General features: G+C 68.0%; 20 protein-coding genes. 10 read left to right on the top strand and 10 right to left on the bottom strand.

Going from position 1 to position 16,493, the window contains the following annotated elements; all coding sequences use genetic code 11:
• Positions 1 to 17 precede the first annotated feature (17 nt).
• Positions 18 to 482 (top strand): hypothetical protein, encoded by a 465-nt coding sequence (locus tag AC07N1_RS01785; RefSeq protein ID WP_494670208.1) that lies wholly within the window; start codon positions 18 to 20, stop codon positions 480 to 482.
• Entirely contained in the window at positions 479 to 847 is a 369-nt protein-coding gene (locus AC07N1_RS01790) for a hypothetical protein (protein ID WP_494670209.1), read from the top strand. Before AC07N1_RS01785 ends, AC07N1_RS01790 begins: the two co-directional genes overlap by 4 nt.
• Here the strand turns inward: AC07N1_RS01790 and AC07N1_RS01795 are convergent.
• Positions 812 to 1,285, bottom strand: a complete 474-nt coding sequence (locus tag AC07N1_RS01795) for a hypothetical protein (protein ID WP_494670210.1) — start codon at positions 1,283 to 1,285, stop codon at positions 812 to 814. The two genes, AC07N1_RS01790 and AC07N1_RS01795, sit on opposite strands and share 36 nt — an antisense overlap.
• 128 nt (positions 1,286 to 1,413) lie before the next feature.
• Here AC07N1_RS01795 and AC07N1_RS01800 point away from each other — a divergent pair, with 128 nt between their 5' ends.
• The 3 genes from AC07N1_RS01800 to AC07N1_RS01810 are packed head-to-tail and all read left to right on the top strand — an operon-like array spanning position 1,414 to position 2,815.
• Positions 1,414 to 2,043 (top strand): glycoside hydrolase family 19 protein, encoded by a 630-nt coding sequence (locus AC07N1_RS01800; RefSeq protein ID WP_494670211.1) that lies wholly within the window; start codon positions 1,414 to 1,416, stop codon positions 2,041 to 2,043.
• A gap of 32 nt (positions 2,044 to 2,075) precedes the next feature.
• A complete protein-coding gene (locus tag AC07N1_RS01805) occupies positions 2,076 to 2,408 on the top strand; it encodes a ubiquitination-like system serine protease family protein (protein WP_494670212.1) in 333 nt (110 codons plus the stop codon).
• Positions 2,405 to 2,815, top strand: coding sequence for a hypothetical protein (locus tag AC07N1_RS01810; protein ID WP_494670213.1), 411 nt, complete (start codon positions 2,405 to 2,407; stop codon positions 2,813 to 2,815). Before AC07N1_RS01805 ends, AC07N1_RS01810 begins: the two co-directional genes overlap by 4 nt.
• A gap of 1,230 nt (positions 2,816 to 4,045) precedes the next feature.
• Here AC07N1_RS01810 and AC07N1_RS01815 read toward each other — a convergent pair.
• The 3 genes from AC07N1_RS01815 to AC07N1_RS01825 all read right to left on the bottom strand — a co-directional run bounded on the left by AC07N1_RS01815 (position 4,046) and on the right by AC07N1_RS01825 (position 8,332).
• Positions 4,046 to 4,561, bottom strand: a complete 516-nt coding sequence (locus tag AC07N1_RS01815) for a hypothetical protein (protein WP_494670214.1) — start codon at positions 4,559 to 4,561, stop codon at positions 4,046 to 4,048.
• A 207-nt stretch (positions 4,562 to 4,768) separates the two neighbouring features.
• Entirely contained in the window at positions 4,769 to 5,770 is a 1,002-nt protein-coding gene (locus AC07N1_RS01820; protein WP_494670215.1) for an agmatine deiminase family protein, read from the bottom strand.
• A gap of 165 nt (positions 5,771 to 5,935) precedes the next feature.
• Positions 5,936 to 8,332, bottom strand: coding sequence for a TonB-dependent receptor (locus tag AC07N1_RS01825; RefSeq protein WP_494670216.1), 2,397 nt, complete (start codon positions 8,330 to 8,332; stop codon positions 5,936 to 5,938).
• Positions 8,333 to 8,522: 190 nt separating this feature from the next.
• On the opposite strand from AC07N1_RS01825, the gene AC07N1_RS01830 reads away from it, so the two are divergent.
• Positions 8,523 to 10,106, top strand: coding sequence for an ArnT family glycosyltransferase (locus AC07N1_RS01830; protein ID WP_494670217.1), 1,584 nt, complete (start codon positions 8,523 to 8,525; stop codon positions 10,104 to 10,106).
• A 239-nt stretch (positions 10,107 to 10,345) separates the two neighbouring features.
• Here AC07N1_RS01830 and cysS read toward each other — a convergent pair whose 3' ends face one another.
• Positions 10,346 to 11,737: a cysteine--tRNA ligase gene (gene cysS / locus AC07N1_RS01835; RefSeq protein ID WP_494670218.1), complete on the bottom strand. Its 1,392-nt coding sequence runs from the start codon at positions 11,735 to 11,737 to the stop codon at positions 10,346 to 10,348.
• 192 nt (positions 11,738 to 11,929) lie between these two features.
• Between cysS and folE the strand changes: the two genes are divergently transcribed.
• Complete coding sequence (gene folE, locus AC07N1_RS01840) at positions 11,930 to 12,568, top strand: GTP cyclohydrolase I FolE (protein WP_494670219.1); 639 nt, start codon at positions 11,930 to 11,932, stop codon at positions 12,566 to 12,568.
• A 172-nt stretch (positions 12,569 to 12,740) separates the two neighbouring features.
• Here the strand turns inward: folE and AC07N1_RS01845 are convergent, their stop codons facing one another.
• The 5 genes from AC07N1_RS01845 to AC07N1_RS01865 all read right to left on the bottom strand — a co-directional run bounded on the left by AC07N1_RS01845 (position 12,741) and on the right by AC07N1_RS01865 (position 14,827).
• Positions 12,741 to 12,932, bottom strand: a complete 192-nt coding sequence (locus AC07N1_RS01845; RefSeq protein WP_494670220.1) for a hypothetical protein — start codon at positions 12,930 to 12,932, stop codon at positions 12,741 to 12,743.
• A gap of 1 nt (position 12,933) precedes the next feature.
• Positions 12,934 to 13,110, bottom strand: coding sequence for a hypothetical protein (locus tag AC07N1_RS01850; protein ID WP_494670221.1), 177 nt, complete (start codon positions 13,108 to 13,110; stop codon positions 12,934 to 12,936).
• Positions 13,103 to 13,372 (bottom strand): hypothetical protein, encoded by a 270-nt coding sequence (locus tag AC07N1_RS01855; protein ID WP_494670222.1) that lies wholly within the window; start codon positions 13,370 to 13,372, stop codon positions 13,103 to 13,105. Before AC07N1_RS01855 ends, AC07N1_RS01850 begins: the two co-directional genes overlap by 8 nt.
• Complete coding sequence (locus AC07N1_RS01860; protein WP_494670223.1) at positions 13,369 to 13,716, bottom strand: hypothetical protein; 348 nt, start codon at positions 13,714 to 13,716, stop codon at positions 13,369 to 13,371. The genes AC07N1_RS01855 and AC07N1_RS01860 overlap by 4 nt, the downstream gene beginning before the upstream one ends.
• 226 nt (positions 13,717 to 13,942) lie before the next feature.
• Positions 13,943 to 14,827, bottom strand: a complete 885-nt coding sequence (locus AC07N1_RS01865; RefSeq protein ID WP_494670224.1) for a DUF817 domain-containing protein — start codon at positions 14,825 to 14,827, stop codon at positions 13,943 to 13,945.
• A gap of 75 nt (positions 14,828 to 14,902) precedes the next feature.
• On the opposite strand from AC07N1_RS01865, the gene hisI reads away from it, so the two are divergent.
• The 3 genes from hisI to AC07N1_RS01880 all read left to right on the top strand — a co-directional run bounded on the left by hisI (position 14,903) and on the right by AC07N1_RS01880 (position 16,424).
• Entirely contained in the window at positions 14,903 to 15,325 is a 423-nt protein-coding gene (gene hisI, locus AC07N1_RS01870) for a phosphoribosyl-AMP cyclohydrolase (protein ID WP_494670326.1), read from the top strand.
• Entirely contained in the window at positions 15,312 to 15,938 is a 627-nt protein-coding gene (locus AC07N1_RS01875) for a LysE family translocator (protein WP_494670225.1), read from the top strand. Before hisI ends, AC07N1_RS01875 begins: the two co-directional genes overlap by 14 nt.
• A gap of 144 nt (positions 15,939 to 16,082) precedes the next feature.
• A complete protein-coding gene (locus tag AC07N1_RS01880; protein ID WP_494670327.1) occupies positions 16,083 to 16,424 on the top strand; it encodes an endonuclease domain-containing protein in 342 nt (113 codons plus the stop codon).
• The last annotated feature ends 69 nt before the right edge of the window (positions 16,425 to 16,493 follow it).

Raw genomic sequence — 16,493 nt, forward strand, 5'->3', positions numbered from 1 at the left:
CGCCCGGGGGGCATGCCGTGGATCTTCCGACCGCGCTGGAAAAATATTGGGCGCAGTTGGCCGCAGCGGCCGGCGGCCTGTGGATCGTAGCGCAAAAGCTGCTTGAGGCCGGCGCCAAGCGGCGGGCCGATGCGGCGACCAACGCGGCCGCCGAGGCCGCCGCGAAACTCGACCTGGCCCGCTACGCTCAGGAAGCCGCCGGCGACGTCATCCGCACACTGCGCGAAGAGGTCGAGCGCTTGGCCGAGGAGGTTACCCAGGTTCGTAAGGAAATGCGGGAAATGCAGCAGGAGCACCAACGCATGATCGCCAGCAAGGACGCCGAGCTCGCCGTCGAACGGGGGCGGGTTCGGCAACTGGAGGCGCAGCTCGACGTCTATCGACGCGTGCTGGCCAGGCACAACATTCCCCAGCCGCTAACTTTCGAGGCGCTGGAAATCAAGGATGGCGAACGCCTGGTGAGCATGGGCGACGAGGCATGAGCGCCGACATCGAAAAGGCCGCGCAGGCGGTCGCCGGCGCGGTAACGGGCGAAGGCAGTCCCGACAGGGTCAAGGTCAGCCGGCCGACCACGGGCGCGATCTGGGCGCTGTTCGCCGCCGGCGGCGGGCTGATGGCCATCGTCTTCCTGGTGATCGGGATCCTGGCCTGGTGGGGCGTCTGGCCCGAGCTGACGGCCTCTCTGCGCATCAAGTTCCTGGGCTTCATCGGTTGCGGCGCCATGACCTGCATCGCCGTACTGATCTTCGCCCTGGCCAGCCCCTGGGTGGGCAAGGTCTCGGCCGAGGCCGGGCCGGCGAAGTTTGGTATCTCATCCCGCCGGGAAGATGCAGATCCGGACGCCTAGCTTCAGGAACCCGAGCGCCAGGCACGCAGTGATTAGGAGCGGCCCGGGCACGATCAGCGACCCGTCCCGCTTCGTGAAGATTGCGGCGAGGGCGTCGCGCACCTCACCCTTGGCCTGGTAGGCGCTGAGGATCTGGAAGGGTTTCGGCGCCTCGTCGCCATAAGCGAAGAAGCGCTCCAGGCACCGTATGCGCTCCCCGTAGTTGTGCTGATGGGCGCGGATCATCGCCTCGATAAGGAACGCGGCTGACAGCAGCGCGCCGGCCGCGAAGAGGCCTAATGCGTCGATGCTCTTGTAGTTGACGACTATCAGGCCAAAGGCGGTCAGCATCGCGAGCTTGATCTGCAAACGGTAGGTGTCGATCGCATTCCAGCGCGCCTGGAGCATCTCGTACTCTTTGACGAGATCCGGATCGCATCCGGTCTTCTTGCCGAGCATCGACGGCCTCCCCCTACAATCTCGCCAGCAGCCCGCCTGCCGGCGGAAATGTCAACCGGCCCGCGCCGGTCCGACCCCGTGCGAGCGGCGCTCGCATCCCCTCTCAACATCTGTATTGGAGCACTGCCATGACCAGGCTGGCCAAGCCTGCGGCCTTCTACGACTGGCTGCGGGGCAACGAACTGCTGGGACCAACCCTGTCGACGGGGGAGGTGACCGGCCTGAACGCCATCCTCAACGCCGTGGGCGCTCGGAACTGGGGCGCGGCCTGGACCGCCTACGGCCTGGCCACGGCCTATCACGAGACGGCCCACACCATGGAGCCGATCGACGAGCGCGGCGGGGAGGCCTATTTCCGCCGCCTGTACGACATCGAGGGCCACAACCCGGCCCGGGCCAAGGCCATGGGCAACAGTCGCCCCGGAGACGGGGCGCGCTATCACGGCCGCGGCTTCGTGCAACTGACCTGGAAGAGCAACTACATCCGCGCCACGCGCGAGCTCGGCCGACCGCTGGACCAGGATCCGGACCTGGCGTTGCAGATCGACGTCGCTGCCACAATCCTGGCCCTGGGCATGGAAGAGGGCTGGTTCACCGGCAAGAGCCTGGGCGCGTTCCTGCCCAAGACCGCCGCTGGCGCGTCGGCCGAGATCTATGGCAAGGGTCGGACGATCATCAACGGGACGGACCGGGCCGAGCTCGTCGCGGGCTATGCGCTGGTGTTTGAGCGGGCGCTCAAGGTCGGGGGGTGGGCGTGAGCGGCGCGGGCGTGCTCCGCGCCGTCGAAGGGATGGGGTTCCGCTTTTGGTGCCCCGGCTGCCAATCCTCGCACGGGGTTCGTGTCGGCCAGGCGTCCGGCCCGAACTGGGGCTTCAACGGCGACCCGCATCGACCGACCTTCACGCCTTCGGTGCTGGTGCGATCGGGCCACTTCATCGAGGGCCACCACGGAGAATGCTGGTGCTCGTATGAGGCCCGCCATGGCGAGGCCCCAGGCTTCTCCTGCGGTGTCTGCCACTCGTACGTCACCGACGGCCGCATCCAGTTCCTCGGCGACAGCACCCATGACCTGGCCGGCCAGACGGTCGATCTGCCGCCCTGGCCGGCCGAGGTGGCATCGTGAGCCTCGCCCTTCTCGCACCCTACCTGCTGCGCGCTATGCCCTGGGCGCTAGCGGGCGTTCTGGCCCTTGTCGTGGTCGGCCAGCACGACAAGCTGGTCGCCGCGCGCCTGAAGGACAAGGACCACCAGGCCGTCGAGTACAACCTGCGGCGCGACGTCGCCGATCGCGACGCCCGGATCACGGCTCGCGCCAGCGAAGAGGCCGACGCCCGCACCCGGGCCGACCAGGCCTGCAGCGCCGACTCCTCAAACTCGTTCGAAAGGGGCGTGGCCGTCGGCCGCGCGATCGCCAATGTCAAAGCCTCTTCTCAGTCTGCCGGCGCTGCTGGCGGCCGCCCTGCTGCTCCTGCCGGCGTGCGGGACTATCGGACGGCGCGCGCCGTCAACGCCTACCGCCCCGGCTCCTGACCCGCCGCCGGCGGCCGTCTGCGCCGCCCTCGAGGCCGAGCCCCTGCCGCCGGCCGGGATCGACGAGGACGCGCTGTTCGCCGCCATCATCCGCGCCCTGGGCGAGGAGAAGGGCGCGGCCTGGCTGAAGTGGATGGAAGAGGAGTGGCCAGGCTGGGCACGGCGCACGGCCCGGCGGCTGGAGGAGGGGCATGGGAGGTGCCCGAAGGCTTCGTGAAACCGCCCCCGCTGGCTTCGGCCGGCGGGGGCGGTTTCTTTGCTTAGGTCACGCGCCCTCGGCCGAAGTAACTTCGAGCCGAGGGCGCAGGCGCTTGGAAGTTACTTCGGCCTTCCACCGCCGATCGGCCAGGCCTTGTGGCCATAGTCGTGCGCGTCTAGCACGCGACCGTTTCGAAGCCGGATATAACGACAGAAGTTCGGGCCGCGGGGCGGCTTCTTGCTCGTGCTCATGACGAGGTTGCTCCAGGCGCTGGAAGCGAGCCCTTGCGCGTCTCGGCGGCTGCAGTATCTTCGAGCGGCGAACACAGAAGACTGAGCCTTGGAAACGCGCACCTCTGGTGCGCCTGGCCAGAGGGTTAGGACTTTTGGAGGCGGGTCGGAGCTTCGGTTTCGGCCCGCTTTTGCGTTTGGATCTCCTACGTCGCAGCACCTTGCGTGGCGCGAACAAGTGGATGATCCCACAAGGCGTTTTTTACCGTCAACGCACGGTCTGCGTAGAGTTTTCAACAGGCTGTTGAAACGTGCGGGGTTAGAGCGCGAAATCAGCAAACGTTGGTCAACTGAACGTCAAGTGTTCGACAAGTAGATCTTAGACGTCAGGGCTCGTAGGCCCTTATTTGACCAGGATCGCGCGTCTTTTTGCGAACCCAAATCAACTGATCGCACTGTCGTGAGTTCGCGCTTCTGAATGCGGCAATCGGTCGCACTATCAGCCTTGTGGGGCGAACGCCTTTTTCATGAGTTCGGCGGCCTTAGCGGCTCGAATCGGAGCTGCCCCCCCTCGCTTTCGCCTCGACTCGGTTACCGCGCCTCCCCCGAGATCGACACCTTCCGCCCGCCCTTCGCCCCACAGCACGTGCACCGCAGTCGCGATCGAAGCTCGTAGGGCCGCATCCAATCGCCGCATCGCCGGCGGATCATCGCCCTGGGCCAGGACACCTGGTAGCCGCAAGCGCAGAGGATCCGCAGCGAGGCCAGCTTGCCGGTGCGCGGATCCATGTCGGCCATGCATCACCCGTCCGCGCCGGCCGCCTGCCGCGCCGCCCACCAGGCCTGGCGCTGCCACCGGATGAGGTCGATCCCCATCTCGTCCTTCCAGCGCTCGATATCCTCGATCCAGGCCTCGGCGATCTCGGGCGCCCATCCATAGGCCGCGCCGCGGGTCCGCAGGCGCTGAGCGCCGACCTCCCAGGTCGTCAGCTTCTGTTCGTCGGGCGATGGCGTGGCGCTGTAGCCGCCCATTGTGTAGGCGAAGAGACCGACCTCGGCGCATCGCGGGCACTTCGCCCGCGCCCAGAGCTCGCCCATCGAGGCGAACGGCCAGCGGCCAAACATCGGCAACAGCCGATCGCTGTAGACACGGTCGGTCCAGTCGCAGGCCTCGCAGCGCACGCCATACGACCACTCCTTATAGATCGCCTCGACCAAGAGCTCGCCGAGCGCCGCCGGCGGCCGAAACTTGATCTTCACCCCATCGTTCCAGCCGAGGTCGCCCTGATCGCCCGGCCGAGGTCCCGTGATCGCCATGGGCGGTCTCCCTCACCCAGCCGCCATCGGCTGGGGCGCGGACTCCTAGGGTCCCGCCTGGGCGGTAGCAAATCACATGTTCTTTAAATGTTCCGGTTCGCCGCGCCGGTTTGCGGCGGGACATGCGAGCGGCGCTCGCAGGGCGTTCTACCTTTGTCTGGCGGAAACCCTTGTAGCGCATGGGTTTCCGCCATTTGTGTTATCGGACTACATGGGTTCTTGCTGCGAGATACAGTGGAACGAGCCGCCGCCCGTCAGGATGGCGGTCGAGGGCAGGCCGATGACCTGGCGCTCGGGGAACAGGCCCTTGATCACCTCGACGGCGAAGGCGCCGGACTCTTCGGCGTAGATCGGCACGATCACCGCCTCGTTGGCGATCAGGAAGTTCATGTGCGAGGCCGGGATCGGCTCGCCGTCCTCGTCGAGGATCCTGCCCGGCGAGGGGATGCGCACGACCTGCAGCGGCGAGCCGCGGCTGTCGGTCATCGAACCCAGCAGGCGGGCGGTCTCGGCATAGACCTCGGCGTTGGGATCGTCGGCGCCGAAGGCCATCGGGCAGGCGACGACGCCGGGCGCGACGAAGCGGGCCAGGTTGTCGACGTGGCCGTCGGTGTGGTCGTTGAGCAGGCCATCGCCCAGCCACAGCACCTTCTTGGCGCCGAGCGCCGCGGCCAGGGCCGAGGTGGCGGAAGCTTCGTCCCAGCCCTCGTTGCGGTTGTCGTTCAGCACGCACTGGCGGGTGGTCAGCACGGTGCCCAGGCCGTCGTGGTCGACGGCGCCGCCTTCGAGGATGAAGTCGTTGCGGACCAGCGGCGCGCCCGAGGCGGCGGCGATCTGCTCGGCGACGATGTCGTCGCCCTCCAGGTCGTACTTGCCACCCCAGCCGTTGAACTTGAAGCCGGCGGCCGAAGCGCCGTCACCGCCGGCGGTGAAGATCGGGCCGGTGTCGCGCAGCCAGATGTCGCCGAACTGGCCGCGGACGATCTCGACGCTGGTGTCGGAGAGCAGGGCCTTGGCGGCGGCCTCGGCCTCGTCGCCGACGACCATCAGGCGCACGCGTTCGCCGCCCGGGCCGGCCAGGGCGCGGGCGAGGTCGGCGACCTCCTGCTGGGCCAGTTCGAGGTCTTCCTGCCAGAGCTCGCCGTGGCTCGGGAAACCCAGCCACATGGCGCGGTGCGGAGCCCACTCGGCGGGAACGGTGAGGGTCATTTTCGAAAGCCTGGTCAACGAGGGTTGGGGGACCTGGATTGAGGGAGGGGCGCAGATGGCCCCTGGGGGTCGAAGGGTCAAGCGCGCCTTCTAGCAAATTGGTGCGACAAAAGAAAAAGGGCGGCTCCGAAGAGCCGCCCTTTCCTTTCGCCGGGGCGAGAGGTCTTAGAACTCGGCGCTCAGGCTGAGCGTCACAGCGCGCGGATAACCGGGCTGGAACGAGTTGGTGCCGTTGATGTTGAGGAACATCGCACCGAGGTACTTCTCGTCGAACAGGTTGTCGACGTTCAGCTGGGCGTAGGCGCCCTGCCAGCCGAGGTCGTCGAACTTGTAGCGAGCGCTGGCCTTCCACACGGCGTAGCGCGGGGCCTTCTCGGTGTTTTCGAGGTTGGTCCAGCGTTCGCCGACGAACTTGCCCTGCACCGAGAGGTTGAGCATGTCGGTCGGCTTCCAGGTGACGCGGACGGCGCTCTGGTACTTCGGCGAAACCGGCAGTTCCTTGCCCTTGGTGGCGTAGAAGGTGCCGGCGCCGCTCGGGATGTTCGACTGCAGCTCGGAGTCGACGTACGAGAACGAACCATAGACGCTGAAGTAGTCGACCGGCTTGAAGCCGACCTGACCGTCGATGCCCTTCAGCTTCACGGCGCCGACGTTCAGCGAGTACGAGGTCGAGGCGTCTTCGTCGTAGGCGCGCTCGATGCGGTTCTGGAAGTCGTTGTACCAGACCGACACGGCCGCCAGGACCGGACCCGCCTGATAGCGGTAGCCGACGTCGTAGACCTTGGCGGTTTCCGCTTCCGGGCTGGTCAGCTTCTGGTCGTACAGGTCGTCCGTACGCGGCGCCGACAGGGTTTCGGCGTAGCTGGCGTAGAGCGACTGGGCGTCGGTGAACTGGTAGCTGACGCCGACGTTCGGCAGGACGTCGTCATACTTGCGTTCGAACTGACGCGGACGGCCGTACTGGGTGGTCGAGGTGCCGAAGCGGACCAGGGTCTTGCCCGAGCCGTCGTTCGTGCCGGCGATTTCGATCGGAGCCTGGGTGGTGCAGTAGGCCGTCGAGGTGTTGGCCTGATAGCAGAAGTTGTTCAGCTCACGCTTGAAGAACGGGGCGCGCAGGCCGACGTTCAGCAGCAGCTTGTCGTCGACGAAACGGCCGCGATATTCCACCGAGAACTGGTTCAGGGTGGCGAACGACAGGCGGTCGCGACGACGCAGGATGGTGCCGTCCGGCAGCTTGATGGCGGTGCCGTAGCCGTCCTTGCCGCCGAACACGTCCGGCACGCTGCCGTCGAGGTTGAAGGCGGTGGCTTCGCCGGTCTGGCGGTGACGGGCGTAGTCGTAGGTGTAGGCGCCGCGGATGCTCTGGTTGCTCGACAGCTTCCAGATCAGCGACGAGGTCACGCCGTAACGACGGGTCTTGGTCGTGTTCGGCCAGTAGAGGCGAACGGTATCCAGGATGTCGCCGTCACCGTTCAGGTCGACGCCGGCGGCGGTCGAGTTGCCGCGCAGCTGGACGTTGTTTTCGGTGAAGGTGGTGCGACCGCCGCCGTTGGCCAGGACATACTGGAACGACGGGTCGACCGTCAGGATCAGGTTGTCGGTGAGGTGGAACAGCGACTGACCACGGATGTTGCCGTTGTCCGACGGGTTGATGTTGTTCAGGTAGCAGGTGGAGGCGGAGATATCGACCTGGGCCGAACCGGCGACCGGCGCGACGCGGGCGCAGTTCTCGTCGTACGGGACGTTCAGGTCCTGCTGGAACTGGGCCAGCGAGACGCGGCGGATGAAGGTGTTGCGGTTCTTGTTGTAGTTGGCGATCAGGCTGACGAAGTCGCCGTTGTCGCGCAGCGGCTGGTAGACGCGCGCGTTGAACTGCTTCTTGTGGATCGAGCCGGGGCCGTTGAAGATGTCGTTCTTGGCGTCGGCGTAGCTGATCCAGGCGCTGGTGCCGAGCGGACCGACTTCACCGGTGTCGAGCACCACGAAGCCGCGGCGGAAGTTTTCCGAACCGCCGGCGATCACGGCCTTCACGCCGAAATCCTTCGAGGGCTTGCGGGTGACGTAGTTGACGGTGCCGCCGGCGGCCGCGGCCGTCGGGCTGTCCACGTCGGTGGTGCCCAGGTTGACGTCGACCTTCGAGATCAGTTCCGGGTCGAGCTGCTGGTTCGGATAGATGGCGTAGTTGCCGCTGTCGTTCAGCGGAACGCCGTCCTGCAGCAGGGCGATGCGTTGCGAGTCGAAACCGCGCAGGGTCAGGTCGCCGCCCGACGAACCGAAGGCGTCGTTGCTGGTGAAGTTGACGCCCGGCAGGATGTTCAGGGCGTCCAGGACGGTCTGGCCCGGAGCCTGCTCGGAGATGAATTCCTGGGTGATGGTCGAACGCGACTTCGGCGCGTCGACGGCGACGATCGCGCCGCCTTGGGTCTTCGGACCGGACGTCGCGGTGACGACGACTTCTTCGACGGCGGTCGTACCGGTCGACTGAGCCATCGCGGCGGTCGCGGCGAGCAGGCTGCCGACCAGCGCGGTCGACGCCAGACAGGCGATTTTTTTCGTGTTCATTCCAATGATCCCCTCATTCTTTGACGCAAGTTCGGAAAAACGAGCATCGAACCGCATCGTTTTGGCGGTGTAGCGAAACATTTAGAAGGTTTGGTGACGGAAAGGCCACGATGGCCCAGAATCTGCCACATCGATCAGCGGCTTGCGGAACAATTGGTCAGATTTCCCTTACTTCGCTAAGAAGCGCGTCATGACCGCGTCCCCTTACGCCGCCGAAGATTCCGCAGCCCGCGCCTGGCGCCTGACCCTGATCGGCGTCGCCCTGCTGACGATCGTCCGGGTACTGGCGATTTTTTCGACGCCGCTCGAGCTCTACCCCGACGAGGCGCAGTACTGGCTTTGGTCGCGGACCCTCGATTTCGGCTACTATTCCAAGCCGCCGATGATCGCCTGGGTGATCTGGCTGACCACGACGATCGGCGGCGACGCGGAGGGCTGGCTGCGCCTGGGCGCCCCGCTGCTGCACGGCGCCACGACCCTGGTCGTCCACCGCATCGCCCGGCGCCTCTACGGCGGCTGGACCGGCCTGGCCGCCGCCGGCGTCTACGCCCTGATGCCGGGCGTGCAGCTGTCGTCGGGCGTGATCGGCACCGACGCGCCGCTGCTGTTCTTCCTGGCCCTGACCATCTGGGCCTATGTCTCGCTGCCGGCGGCCAAGACCCCGCGCGAGCGGCTGCTGACCGCCGCCGGCCTGGGCGCGGCCCTGGGGCTGGCCTTCCTGTCGAAGTACGCGGCCATCTACGTGCTGTTCAGCATCGGCGCGCACCTGGCGCTGTCGCGAGAGGCCCGCAAGGTCTGGACGTGGCCGATGGGCCTGGCGTTCTTCGGCGTGCTGATCGCCGTCTTCGCGCCCAACCTGATCTGGAACGCCGCCCACAAGTTCGCCACGGTCGAGCACACCGCCGCCAACGCCAACTGGGGCGCCAAGTCGCTGTTCAACCCGCGCGAGCTGGTCGAGTTCATCGGCTCGCAGTTCGGAGTGTTCGGCCCCCTGCCCTTCGGCGTGCTGGCCGGCGGCGGGATCGTGCTGGCCGCCCGCAAGCGGCTGCAGCCGGCCGACGTGCTGCTGCTGTGCTTCGCCCTGCCGCCGCTGCTGACCGTGGCCGGCCAGGCCTTCGTCAGCCGCGCCAACGCCAACTGGGCGGCGGCGGCCTATGTCGCCGGCTCGGTGCTGGTCGCCGGCTTGATGGTGCGCTGGGAGGCCAAGCGCTGGCTGGCGGCGGGTCTTGCCCTGCAAGGGGTGTTCGCCGCGCTGTTCCTGACCTGCCTGGTCAATCCGCGCGTCGCCGACGCCATGGGCCTGGGCAACAGCTTCAAGCGCGTGCGCGGCTGGGACCAGACGGTGCAGGCGATCATCAACCGCGCCCGCGAGGAGCAGGCCGGCCAGCGCCTGACCTCGGTGGCCGTCGACGACCGCTTCCTGTTCAACGTGGCCGCCTATTACGGCCGCGACTACTGGGGCACGGTCGGCGCCCCGCCGCTGCGCATCTGGGTGCACGAGGCCCATCCGCAGAACCAGGCCGAGACCGAGGCCCCGATGACGACGGCCTATGGCCGGCGCGCGCTGATCGCCAGCCTCGAGGGCGACTACAAGGCCAAGATCCGGCAGGACTTCAAGGCGATCTCGGGCGACGAGATCGTCCGTGTGCGGCTCGACCGCAAGCGCACCCGGCGCACCGACCTGTTCATCGCCGAAGGCTTCGCCCCCGTGCCCCGCGACCCGAAGACGGGGCTGCCGCCGGACCCGGAAAAGGGCGGCAGCACGGCCAGATAACTCCTCCCCCGTGAAACGGGGGAGGTGGCGCGGCGCTATCAGCGCCGTGACGGAGGGGGCGAGGGACGGAGCGCAGAGCCCAGTCTCGCCCCCTCCACCGCTTCGCGGTCCCCCTCCCCCGCAGGCGGGGGAGGGGAAACAGAAACGCCGCGACAGCTGATCGGCTGTCGCGGCGCGTTTGAGAGACCCCTCATCCGTCGGCTGACGCCGACACCTTCTCCCGCAAGGGGAGAAGGATTTTAGTCCTTCATCCGCCAGGTCGCGCCGGTCGGGCTGTCCATGACCACGACGCCCAGGGCGTCGAGCTGGCCGCGGATGGCGTCGGCGGCGGTCCAGTCCTTGGCGGCGCGGGCGGCGACGCGCTGGGCCAGCAGGTCTTCGACCTTGGCCTTGAGGTCGTCGGAGGCGTCGCCCTCGAACCAGGCGTCGGGATCGGCCTGCAGGAAGCCCAGCAGGGCGCCGGCCTCGAGCAGGCGCGACTTGTGGATGGCCACCTCGGTCAGGTCGCCGGCGGTGACGGCCTTCTCGATGGCGCTCGACACCTCGAACAGCTTGGCGACGGCGGCCGGGGTGTTGAGGTCGTCGCAGAGGGCGTCCATCACCTCCTGCGGGGCCTCGACGGCCTGGTCGGGAACGACGTCCTTGGCGCGGCGCAGGGCGCCGTAGAGGCGGTCCAGCGACTTCTTCGATTGCTCGACCAGCTCGGGCGTCCAGTCCAGCGGCTGGCGGTAGTGAGCCGACAGCAGGGCCCAGCGCACCGCCTCGCCCGGGACGGTCTTCACCAGCTCGTGCGGGATGATGACGTTGCCCAGGCTCTTGGACATCTTCTCGCCGGCCATGTCGAGGAAGCCGTTGTGCATCCAGTAACGGGCGTAGGTCGGCAGGCCGTGGGCGCAGCGGCCCTGGGCCACCTCGTTCTCATGGTGGGGGAACTGCAGGTCGATGCCGCCGGCGTGGATGTCGATCGGCAGGCCCAGCTGCTTTTCGATCATCGCCGAGCATTCGATGTGCCAGCCCGGACGGCCCGCGCCCCAGGGGCTGGCCCACTCCGGCTCGTTCTCCTTCGACGGCTTCCACAGCACGAAGTCGGCCGGGTGGCGCTTGTAGGGGGCGACCTCGACGCGGGCGCCGGCGATCATGTCGTCCAGCGGCCTGCCCGAAAGCTGGCCGTAGTCGGCGAAGCTCTGGGTGTCGAACAGCACGTGGCCTTCAGCGGCGTAGGCGCTGCCGTTGTCGACCAGCTTGCCGATCATCTCGACGATGGCGTCGATGTGGTCGGTGGCCTTGGGCTCCAGCGTCGGGCGCAAGGCCCCGAGAGCATCCGCGTCCTCGTGATAGGCGGCGAGATAGCGGTCGGTGATGACCTTGATCTCGACGCCCTCGTCGGCGGCCTTCTTGTTGATCTTGTCGTCCACGTCGGTGACGTTGCGGGCGTAGACCACCGCCTCGTCGCCGAATTCGTGGCGCAGCAGGCGGAACAGCACGTCGAAGGCCACCACCGGACGGAAGTTGCCGATGTGGGCGTAGCCGTAGACCGTCGGCCCACAGACATACATCGTCACCCGGTCACGATCGGCGGGAACGAAGTCGCGCTTCTCGCGCGCCATGGTGTCGTAGAGCCTGATGGTCATGAAAACTCGGTCGCCTTGACGCAGCGGAAGGGTGTTGTCGGAACGAAAAACCGGACCCATATAGCGGGGAGCGCGCCTTCGAACCATGTCTTTGCGACGTGAGAGGCGCGCCCTTTAACGGGTGGCACGCGTAATTCCGGGGCGAACGGCGCTCCGGCGCAACTCAGCCCGTGGAAAGTCCCCTTCGAAAACATGGACGCACTGACCCGCGAGCGAACCCTGATCGGCTCTGATGACAACGCCGGTCTTGATCTTGAACCCGCCCAGCGCCCCAGCCGAGACGAGGCCATGGCCGCCGTGCGGACCCTGCTGGCCTGGGCCGGCGACAACCCCGACCGCGAAGGGCTGCTCGACACGCCCCAGCGCGTGGTCGACGCCTATGGCGAGTGGTTCGCCGGCTATACGGGCGATCCGGCCAAGGAGCTGTCGCGCACCTTCGAGGACGTGCAGGGCTATGACGACATGGTCATGCTGCGCGGCATCGACGTGCAGAGCCACTGCGAGCACCACATGGCGCCGTTCCTGGGCAAGGCCTGGGTGGCCTACATGCCCACCGGCAAGGTCGTGGGCCTGTCGAAGCTGGCGCGCCTGGTCGAGATCTTCGCCAAGCGCCTGCAGACCCAGGAAACCATGACCATGCAGGTCGCCGACGCCATCGAGGACCACCTCTCGGCGGCCGGCGTGGCCGTGCTGATCGACGCCGAGCATCAGTGCATGTCGACGCGCGGCGTCCACCACCACGACGTCTCGACCATCACCACCCAGTTCCGCGGCGTGTTCAAGACCGACAAGGTCCTGCAGCAGCGGTTCATGGACCTGGTGCGGAAGTAACCTCTTCCCTCTCCCCTTGCGGGAGAGGGTGGCCCGCGAAGCGGGTCGGGTGAGGGGTCGCACGAACAGAAACGCCGCGACGGCCGTTCGGCTGTCGCGGCGTTTTGCGTCTGAGAGACCCCTCATCCGTCATCCTTCGGATGACACCTTCTCCCGCAAGGGGAGAAGGATTCTAGCTTCGCTCGTAGGCCAGGAGCTCGGCCTCGCCGGCGGCGGTGATGATCCAGCCGGTGCGGCCGCGTTCGGCCAGGCCCAGCTCGGTCAGGCCGCGGGCGTCGGCGATGTTGATCCAGTCGACATCGTGGCCCTGCTTCTTGCGGGCGAGATTGCGCAGGGCCGTCACCTGCTCGGGCGAGAGCGCCATCCTATTGGCCGCCCGACAGCGGGTTGGGCGCGACGGCGGCGCGGATGGCGAACGCCCCCAGGCGCTGCTGCAGCCGCACCACCTCGGCCGTCAGGTCGCCGACCTCGGCCTGGAGCTGGGCGTTGCGACGCTTGAGATACTCGTTCTCGCGCTGGATGCGGTCGGTTTCCTCAGTCATCGGCGTTCTCCGGGCGGGGCGGGCGAACCGCGACGCTGCAACGGGCCACCCAGCCCTGTCCGCGTTCACGCGTCATCTGCATGACGGTGAAGTCCTCGATCCCGCCGTCGGGCGACCCCAGGGTGTAGATGTCGCCGATCACCGGCGGGGTGGCCAGCTGGCCGCCGATGGTGACGCTGAGGGCCTCGTCCCGCCAGCCATAGGTGATCTCGTAGTCGTGGCGCCCGAACGGCGCGCCCTTGCGGGAGTCGCGCGGGGTCATGAGCGCCCGCTGACGACGGAAGAGCCGACGGGAGGGGGCGAGGCAGGTTTCGACGGGGGCGCCTCGGCGGCCTGGTCGGCCAGGCTGCTGTCGACGTGGGCGCGCAGTCCGGCCTCCATCGCGCCCTTGGCGTCGGTCGCGGAGGCCGCGACCGGCCTGGCGAACGCCGCCGCGAAGGCGCGATGCGCCAGCAGGCCCGCGGCGTTGAGGTCGGGCTGCAGGCGGGCCGCATAGCGCCGCAGGACGTCGGACAGGGCGAGCAGGCGAAGGTCGCGCGACAGGCGCGGCGAGGGCCCCCCAGTCGGCGGGTTGGCCGGCGATTTGGTCGGCGGGGAGCGGGACATCGAGGGTCCTCCAGGCGCGCGCCGACGCACGTCCCGGCCAAAGGACGGCGCGCCGGACGTCGGCGGCGATCAACGAAAACGGCATGAAACCGGCGGGCCGCCGAACCAGGTCGAGGTCGCCGCGAACGGAACCCCTTGGCGCGCTCTTCGGCGCATGGATCACCATAGCACGAAGCGGGCGATCCCGGCGGGATTTCTCCGGTCCGGCGCGAGCCTCGGAGCCCCCTCAGGCCGCCGCGCGGATGCCCTCGCGCAGGCGCTCGACGCAGGCGTCGAGCGGGCGGTGGACCAGGCTGACCAGGACGAAGCTGATCAGCATCAGCAGGTACCAGGCCCCCAGCTTCTCGACGCCGACCATGTGCCAGCCGGCGGCCTGGCTGGGATAGATCCAGGCCCCGGCGAAGGTGCCCAGGTTCTCGGCGAACCAGATGAACAGCGCCACCAGCATCAGCCCCAGCAGCAGCGGCATGCGCCGCGCGGCGCGGTCGGGGGTGTAGACGATCCAGCTGCGCCCGAAGAGCAGGGCCGACAGGGCGAACAGGCCCAGGCGGATGTCGGTGACGTAGTGGTGGGTGAAGAAGTTGACGTAGATCAGCACCGCCAGGATGTGGGCGCTCCAGAACGGCGGGTACTTCACGAAGGTGAAGTCGAACAGTCGCCAGGCGCGGGCCACGTAGCTGCCGACGCAGGCATACATGAAGCCGGTGAACAGCGGCACGCCGCCGATCCGCAGCACGCTGTCCTCGGGATAGACCCAGGAGCCGTGGGCGGTCTTGAAGATCTCCATGGCCGTGCCGACCAGGTGGAAGATCAGGATCACCGCCGCCTCGTCCCAGCGTTCGAGCTTGAGGGCCAGCAGCAGGGCCTGGATGGCGACCGAGGCGATGACGAGGAAGTCGTAGCGGGCCAGGAGCGCGTCCTTGGGCCAGAACAGGAAGGTGCCGACCAGCAGGGCCAGCATCAGGCCGCCGAACAGGCAGGCCCAGGCCTGCTTTAGGCCGAACAACAGGAACTCGTAGGCCCACGCGTTGGCCTTCGAGCGTTCAGCCCAGGGCCGCGCCCAGCGGTCCAACGCCGCCACGCCGCCCTTGATCCTGGACTTGAGGTCCATCGTCCCGTCTTTTCCCGTCCCCCGCCGGATGCGGGAGGCTAGCCCAAACCGGGGGTGTTGCGCCATATGTCTTTGATGACCAGCGCCCTGTTCCCCGCCGCCCCCGACAAGCAAGCCCTGGAACGCGGCCCGGCGCTCGCCCCGCGCTTCGACGCCGCCGGCCTGGTGGCCGCCGTCGCCCAGCACGCCGACACCGGCGAGATCCTGATGCTGGCCTGGATGAACGACGAGGCCCTGAAGCTGACCCTGGAGACGGGCGTGGCGCACTATTTCAGCCGCTCGCGAAACGGCCTCTGGAAGAAGGGCGAGACCAGCGGCCAGCTGCAGATCGTCAGCGAGGTCCGCGTCGACTGCGACCAGGACGCCGTGGTGATCAAGGTGCGCCCGCAGGGCGACGGCGGGGCCTGCCACGTCGGCTTCCGCTCGTGCTTCTATCGCGTCTGGGAGAACGGCCAGCTGGTCGAGCGGGAAGAGGACCACGGCCATGACCACGCCTGAGGCCCTGGTCGCCTTCACCCTGGCCGCGTCCCTGCTGACCATCACGCCGGGGCTCGACACGGCCCTGGTGCTACGCAGCGCCGCCACGGAAGGCCCGCGCCGGGCGGCCGCGGCGGCCATGGGCATCGGCGCCGGCTGCCTGATCTGGGGCATGGCGGCGGCCTTCGGAGCCGGGGCGCTGCTGACCGCGTCCGAGCTGGCCTATACGGCGCTGAAGTGGGCGGGCGCGGCCTATCTGGTGTGGATGGGCGTCAAGATGCTGCTGAGGCCCCGCGACCGCTTCGAGCCGGGCGCGGTGTCGCCGACCGGCGGCGGGATCGCGGACTCGTTCCGGCGCGGCCTGTTCACCAACCTGCTCAATCCCAAGGTCGGGGTGTTCTACATCTCGTTCCTGCCGCAGTTCATCCCGACGGGCGCCAACCCCGGCGTGTTCGGCACGCTGCTGGCCGGGATCCACGTGCTGCTGGGCCTGGCCTGGGCCGGCCTGCTGATCGCCGCCATCGCCCCCCTCGCCGGCCTGCTGCGCGAAGCGGCCGTGGTGCGGTGGCTGGACCGCATCAGCGGCGGGGTGTTCATCGCGTTCGGGCTGCGCCTGGCGCTGGAGCGGCGGTAGGGGCGCGGCTTAGAGACCCCTCTCTCTTCGAGAGAGGGAGGGGCCCGCCGCGAAGCGGTGGGAGGGTGAGAGGTTTCACCCTTGGCCGGAAAACCTCGATTCCTTCCGTTGCACCGCCCAACGGCGCGCACCGATGCTGCCGCCATGAACGCGACAGCGAACGCCCGCCGCCTGCGCCGGGATCAGACCCTCGCCGAAAAGACACTGTGGGCGCTCGTCCGCAATCGTCGCCTGGGCGGGTTCCGGTTCCTGCGTCAGGTCCCGATCGATCGCTACTTCGCCGACTTCGTCTGCGAAGGAGGCAAGCTGATCGTCGAGCTGGACGGCGCCTCGCATGAAGGGCGCGAGGACCACGACGAGCGCCGCACGCAAGTGCTGGAACTGTTCGGCTATCTGGTCCTGAGGATCCGCAACGAACGGGTCCTCGGCGACCCGAGCGGGACGGCGGATGAGATCCTCTCCGTGCTTCGTTCTGGCAGGCTGTAACCTCTCACCCTCCCACGCCTTCGGCGCGGGCCCCTCCCTCTCTCGAAGAGAGAGGGGTCGATAGGGTCG

It is taken from the genome of Caulobacter sp. GW821-FHT09B11 (assembly GCF_059418205.1).